At 42.9% G+C, this 6,357-nt stretch carries 7 protein-coding genes; 4 read left to right on the top strand and 3 right to left on the bottom strand.

Translation table 11 applies throughout. The features are described from left to right. The 3 genes from ENH88_RS23225 to murA form a co-directional block, all read left to right on the top strand. Nucleotides 1-162: STAS domain-containing protein (locus ENH88_RS23225; protein WP_414704862.1), on the top strand; the 162-nt coding region annotated here is incomplete at its 5' end. A 5-nt stretch (nucleotides 163-167) separates the two neighbouring features. After that, nucleotides 168-425 (top strand): BolA family protein, encoded by a 258-nt coding sequence (locus tag ENH88_RS18070; RefSeq protein WP_149980598.1) that lies wholly within the window; start codon nucleotides 168-170, stop codon nucleotides 423-425. 13 nt (nucleotides 426-438) lie between these two features. Continuing rightward, nucleotides 439-1,698 carry a UDP-N-acetylglucosamine 1-carboxyvinyltransferase gene (murA, locus tag ENH88_RS18065; protein ID WP_304184382.1) on the top strand — a complete coding sequence of 420 codons (1,260 nt, stop codon included), beginning with the start codon at nucleotides 439-441 and terminating at the stop codon, nucleotides 1,696-1,698. A 93-nt stretch (nucleotides 1,699-1,791) separates the two neighbouring features. Here the strand turns inward: murA and ENH88_RS18060 are convergent, their stop codons facing one another. From ENH88_RS18060 to ENH88_RS18050, 3 genes are all read right to left on the bottom strand, one after another. Further along, nucleotides 1,792-2,874: a trypsin-like peptidase domain-containing protein gene (locus ENH88_RS18060; protein ID WP_304184379.1), complete on the bottom strand. Its 1,083-nt coding sequence runs from the start codon at nucleotides 2,872-2,874 to the stop codon at nucleotides 1,792-1,794. 100 nt (nucleotides 2,875-2,974) lie between these two features. Further along, entirely contained in the window at nucleotides 2,975-4,327 is a 1,353-nt protein-coding gene (locus tag ENH88_RS18055) for a Do family serine endopeptidase (RefSeq protein ID WP_304184378.1), read from the bottom strand. 178 nt (nucleotides 4,328-4,505) lie between these two features. After that, nucleotides 4,506-4,949, bottom strand: a complete 444-nt coding sequence (locus tag ENH88_RS18050) for a YhcB family protein (RefSeq protein WP_192542404.1) — start codon at nucleotides 4,947-4,949, stop codon at nucleotides 4,506-4,508. 153 nt (nucleotides 4,950-5,102) lie between these two features. Between ENH88_RS18050 and zapE the strand changes: the two genes are divergently transcribed. Further along, a complete protein-coding gene (gene zapE, locus ENH88_RS18045; protein WP_304184376.1) occupies nucleotides 5,103-6,191 on the top strand; it encodes a cell division protein ZapE in 1,089 nt (362 codons plus the stop codon). Nucleotides 6,192-6,357: the final 166 nt, after the last annotated feature.

Raw genomic sequence — 6,357 nt, 5'->3', positions numbered from 1 at the left:
TCTCGTGGGCTCGGAGATGTGTATAAGAGACAGGGCTTAGCTTGGTTAATTCACTCTTTCGCAGAATTAAAGCAGCAAGGTATTCACCTTGAGTTGCAAAATATTCCTGAGCAATTGCAAAAATTAATGCAATTGGGACAGGTTACCAACCTATTTGAGTGAGAGTTATGGAAACAAGCCAGGTCGAAACCTTATTACGCGACGAGCTACAATTAGCTGAAGTACATGTCAAAGCCAACGGTAGTCATTATGAAGTTATCGCAGTTGGTGATTGCTTTGATGGTTTAAGCCGAGTGAAAAAACAACAGCTGGTATATGGGCCGTTGATGAACACCATTTCTGACGGCACAATCCACGCAGTTTCGATCCGTGCATTTACACCTACTGAGTGGAAGCGCGAACAAAAATTCATTTTACCTCAATAAAAAAGGTTTCCTCATGGATCAATTTGTAATTCAGGGTGGAACCGGACTTGCCGGTGAAGTCACAATTTCAGGCGCTAAAAATGCTGCATTACCAATTTTATTTGCGGCATTATTAGCGGACGGTAAAAGTACCTTTAGCAATGTGCCTCGTTTACGTGATATTGGCACCACAGAAGCACTGTTAAAAACCCTTGGTGCAGAAATCCAATGGCATGGTGACCAACTCGTTATTGATGGTGGCAAAGTGGATAAAACACTTGCCCCTTATGAGCTTGTGAAGCAAATGCGGGCATCGGTATTAGCCTTAGGGCCATTAGTTGCGCGTTTTGGTCAAGCGCAAGTATCGCTGCCTGGCGGCTGTGCAATTGGCGCGCGTCCTGTTGATATTCATATTCAAGGCTTAGAGCGCATGGGCGCGGTTATAAGTGTTGAAAATGGTTATATCAATGCCAAAGTTGATGGGCGTTTAAAAGGCGCTGAAATATACATGGAAATGGTCAGCGTTGGCGCGACCGAAAATTTATTGATGGCCGCAACCTTGGCTGACGGCAAAACTGTATTAGAAAATGCCGCCCGTGAACCAGAGATCATTGATTTGGCTGTGTGTTTAACAGCGATGGGGGCAAAAATTACTGGTGCCGGTAGCAGTCGTATTGAAATTGAAGGTGTGGAAAAACTGCATGGTTGTGAACACCGTATTTTGCCAGATCGTATTGAAACCGGTACTTTCTTAGTTGCTGCGGCGATGGCGGGCGGGGAAGTGTTATGTAAACTAACGGATTTTCACAGCCTTGAGCCTGTGATTGAAAAATTGCGTGCGACTAATGCGTTGATTGAAATACATGATGACAGCATCTACCTTGATATGCGTGGCCGTGAACTGAAAGCGGTTAATATCAAAACCATGCCGCACCCAGGTTTTCCAACCGATATGCAAGCCCAATTTACAGCGTTAAATGTGGTGGCTAATGGCAGTGCGACAATCACGGAAACGATTTTTGAGAACCGCTTTATGCATGTGCCTGAGTTACAGCGTATGGGCGCTAATATTCGCTTAGAAGGCAATACGGCTATTTGTGGCGACACTAAAAGTCTAAGTGGTGCACAGGTGATGGCAACAGACTTGCGTGCTTCAGCGAGCTTAATTTTAACGGGAATTGTGGCGCAAGGTGAGACAGTTGTTGATCGTATTTACCACGTTGACCGTGGCTATCAACGAATTGAAGATAAACTCAGCGCACTGGGTGCAAACATCAAACGTAGAAGTAATTAAATACGAGTTGAAAGGTTCAAGTAACAAGGTTCAAGTGAGAACCTTGTTTTACCTTTTACCTTTTACCTTTTACCTTTTACCTTGCAACTAAAATTATAACTTAGTCTCTAACTCTGCCACTTTAACCATCACTTTCAATATTTCCCCATTTCGATAGAGTTCAAACTCAATTTCATGACCAGGATCTGAATTACCAATAACCGTTAAGGTTTTTTGCGGGTTTGTAACATCTTCACCGGCAATTTTAATCACAATATCTTGCTCTTTAATGCCCGCTTGCCAGGCAGGCCCTAAGGGATCTAAGTTGGTGATACGCAAGCCTGCCACTGGGGTGAAGTTATCACTTACCTCTTTACCTGTGCTATCAACAGCGGTGCCTGTGAAGCCTAAATAGCCACGTACAACACGACCATGGCGGATCAGTTTATCCATCACTTCTTTAGCTAACGAATAAGGCACAGCAAAGAATATACCTTGAATATCTAAGTTTTCACGGGTTTTAAATTGTGCAGAAGTGATGCCAACCAAATCGCCGTTGGAGTTCACCAGTGCACCGCCAGAGTTGCCAACATTGATTGCCGCATCCATTTGTAGCAGGCTGTTATAGGGGCTGTCGGTAATTTTTTGCTTACCCGTGGCACTGATGATCCCTTGGGTGATTGTTTGCCCTAAATTAAGCGGGTTACCAATCGCAAGTACTACATCACCAACACGTGGTGCAAAGCGATCACTGACTGGAATAACAGGTAAATGCTCTACATTGATTTTTAATAATGCTAAGTCGGTGATGGTATCAAAGCCAATCAGTTGCACATCAAAATAGCGGCGGCCATCGGTGAGCAGTACCATAATTTGATCTGCATTATTGATCACATGATAGTTGGTCAGAATATAGCCATCACTTGACATGATCACGCCGGAGCCAAGTTCTTGCACGGTATTTTGCCGTTTATAGCGCGGCTCTTTTGAAATGCTCTCAGAAATAATAGTAACCACCGATGGCGCTGCACGTTCTACAGCATCGGCAAAACTCAGGTGGTCAACACTCATTGCGCTGGGTAAGGGCACATTGGGTAATAAGGTTGCACGCATATTTGGGCTAAAAAAAACCACCAAAAACGCAATGCCGAGTCCGGCAAACAGTGGAGGAAGGACAAACTTAAAGAATTTCAGCACAATTTTCTTATTCTTAGTGAGCAATCCTCTAATGATGGCATAAAAAAAATAGCAGCGGCAAGTGCCACTGCTATTATTTATTGATTTAATCGCTTTGTTGTTACTGAATTAATACAAATACCGATTCGCGGCCACGTTGTACCCCAAGTACAATGTTACCTTTGGTATTTTCAATGATCTTATTCATATCATTAATTGTTTCAACGCGCTGACGATTCACTTGCATGATAATGTCACCTTCTTCAAGGCCAACTCGTGCAGCTGGAGAGCGTGGGTCTATAGATGTAAGCTCAACTCCTTTATTACCATTCTTTTGGGTGTTTTCAAGGGTTGCACCTTGGAACGCAGGGTGCAGTTCATCGCCTGCGGCAGTTAACCCTGATGCGCCATCAAGGGTAACTTTGACGGTTTTAATTTTACCATCGCGATAAATGCCTAGCTTAACCTTTCGGCCTTCACCGAGCGTGGCGATTTTACTGCGCAGCTCATGGAAACCACTGATCTCACTGCCATCTATACTTGTGATCACATCGCCTGCTTTAATACCTGCTTTGCTAGCTGCGGAATCATCCATAACTTGCATAACATACGCCCCTTGCTTGACATCAAGTTTCTGCGCTTTAGCAAGACCTGCATCTAATGGCCGCCCCGAGATACCCAGTGAGCCACGACGCACTTCACCATGTTCAATAATTTGATCAACCAGGTTTTTCATCATGTTTGATGGAATCGCAAAGCCAATTCCCACATTGCCACCTGAGGCACCTAAAATAGCGGTGTTAATACCAATTAGCTCACCATTTAAGTTAACTAACGCACCGCCTGAGTTGCCTTGGTTTATTGCTGCATCGGTTTGAATAAAGTCTTCATAACCTTCAATGTTTAAACCACTACGACCCAATGCACTAACAATGCCCGAGGTAACGGTATGACTTAAACCAAATGGGTTACCAATGGCAACGGCAAAATCACCTACGCGCAATTGATCTGAGTTTGCCAGTTTGATGGCGACTAAATCCTCGGCCTCAATTTGTAGTAACGCGATATCTGACTCTTTATCGCTACCGATTTTAGTTGCTTCGTATTCGCGACCATCTTCCAGAGTTACTAACATTTTCTCGGCATCTTGCACTACGTGGTTATTGGTAACCACATAGCCTTCTTTGGCGTCAATAATAACGCCTGAGCCTAAACCACTAAATTCACGCTTTTGGCTACGTGGTTGCGGGTTACCAAAAAAGAAATCAAGCGGATCAGCACGACGACGAATTTCCTTTGAACCGGAGACTTGGATACTAACAACGCCCGGTGTTATTTGTTCTAGCATAGGCGCTAACGTTGGTAATTGTTGACCATTAACAGCGATAGGCATTTTTGCCATTGATACCGCAGGGGTTAATAATAAGCTGGTAGATAACATTGCTGCACTGATTAACGATAATTTCATTTTCATAGTCAGGGTTTACTCCACATCACAGGAAAAGCACAAACAAAAAAGGCTGCAACTGCAGCCTTTCTTCATTAATCTTGTTCTAAACCCATTAAAATAGCTGATCTATTTAAGGGGGCTTAGGACTGTATATAAAACATAAGCTGCTCTAATAGAGACTATGGGGTCAAAAAAAAGTTCATCAAGAGACTTTAGAATGTTCTGAAACTTTATCTTCGCCTGCAAATAATCCTGAGGTGCCTGATACATAATCCGCAGGTTGTGCATGGGCTGAGGATCGGTCACTTTGGCGCTCTTTTAATGAGCGTTGTAATTGCTCGGTTGTTTCTTTTGAGAAGAATGGTTCTGCAGGGTGCTGCTTTTTATCAGTTAACAATAACTTATTGGTTTCATCAACATGGTTTAATAGTTGATCGTAATTGTCTTTCATTTTGCTAACTAATTTACTGGTACTTGCTAAGTGATCCGCCACGTCTTGGCGATATTGCTCTAAGGCATTCTTAGCTTGTTCAGCTTGTTGCTCTAATTCATCTTGTTTAAATTGTTTTTTGGTTACAAATGCGCCAAGGAAAAATGCAGCCACTGCCACAATAACAATAATGCCGATCCAAGTAACTGTGCCCATAAATTCTACCCCTTTGGGAATTAATACGTAAAAAATAAAAATAACGCCTTGATTGCGTATTCAAGAATAAATCCTGTTGTTGTTAATATACCCCGAGTTACGATGCGTGTTAACATATTGCGTAAATTAAACCGTGTTTTATTGTAACTATCTATGACTCCTTGGCAAAAATATCAACAAGATTTACAGCGCGATGACTTTGTGTACGATGCTGCGCAAGAAAACGCAGTGCGCCACCTGCAAAGGTTATTTGATGACTTAACGGCTCAAAAGCCTGCCGCTAAAGGTTGGTTTTCTAGGCTCTTTAATAAAGATAGCACGCCACCTATAAAAGGGTTGTATTTTTGGGGTGGAGTAGGACGCGGTAAAACGTATTTGGTTGATACTTTTTATGAAGCTTTGCCAGGCAAGCGAAAGATGCGCGTGCATTTTCATCGTTTTATGCACCGTGTTCATGATGAATTAAAAAAATTAAATAATACCGCCAACCCATTAGAGGTTGTGGCGGATATTTTTAAAGCTGAAACTGACATTATCTGTTTTGATGAGTTTTTTGTTCAGGACATTACCGATGCCATGTTACTCGGTGGTTTAATGGAAGCCTTATTTGCCCGTGGTATTGTGTTAGTGGCAACCTCTAACATAGTGCCTGATGAGTTATATCGCAATGGCTTACAGCGCGCGCGTTTTTTACCAGCAATAGCCCTTGTCAACGCTAATACTGAAATCGTCAATGTTGATTCCGGCATTGATTACCGGCTGCGTACTTTGGAGCAAGCTGAAATATTTCACAGCCCCTTAGACGCACAAGCCGATAAAAACTTATTTGAGTACTTTGATAAATTATCGCCAGAGCCGGGCGTACTCGATCAAGCTATTGAGATTGAAGGGCGGATGATCAAAACGCGTAAAGTATCAGACTGTATCGTGATGTTTGATTTCCCTGAATTGTGTGAAACCGCTCGTAGCCAAGTGGACTACATGGAAATAAGTCGCCTATATAACACGGTGATTTTATCGAATGTAAAACAACTAGGGCAAAATAATGATGATGCTGCACGCCGCTTTATTGCCTTAGTAGATGAATTTTACGAACGCCACGTGACATTAATTATCTCCGCAGAACAACCGATCACTGAACTCTATACTCAAGGCAACCTTAACTTTGAGTTCAAACGTTGTATCAGCCGCTTGCAGGAAATGCAGTCGCTAGAGTATTTAGCAAGAGAGCATTTAGCGTAACTTGAGCCGTCAGCCGTCAGCCGTCAGCCGTCAGCCGTCAGCCGTCAGCCGTCAGGTAAATATAAGATTTTCTTGACTCTTAAGTTGATAGGGACAAAGTTGTGATAGCTGATAGCTGATAGCTGATAGCTGATAGCTGATAGCTGATAGCTGATAGCTGATAGCT

This window comes from Pseudoalteromonas prydzensis, from assembly GCF_011050055.1.
In the GTDB taxonomy this organism is placed as follows: Bacteria; Pseudomonadota; Gammaproteobacteria; order Enterobacterales; family Alteromonadaceae; genus Pseudoalteromonas; species Pseudoalteromonas prydzensis_A.
The sequence above is the reverse complement of the archived record's forward strand: the minus strand, read 5'-3'. Positions and strand labels throughout refer to the sequence as shown.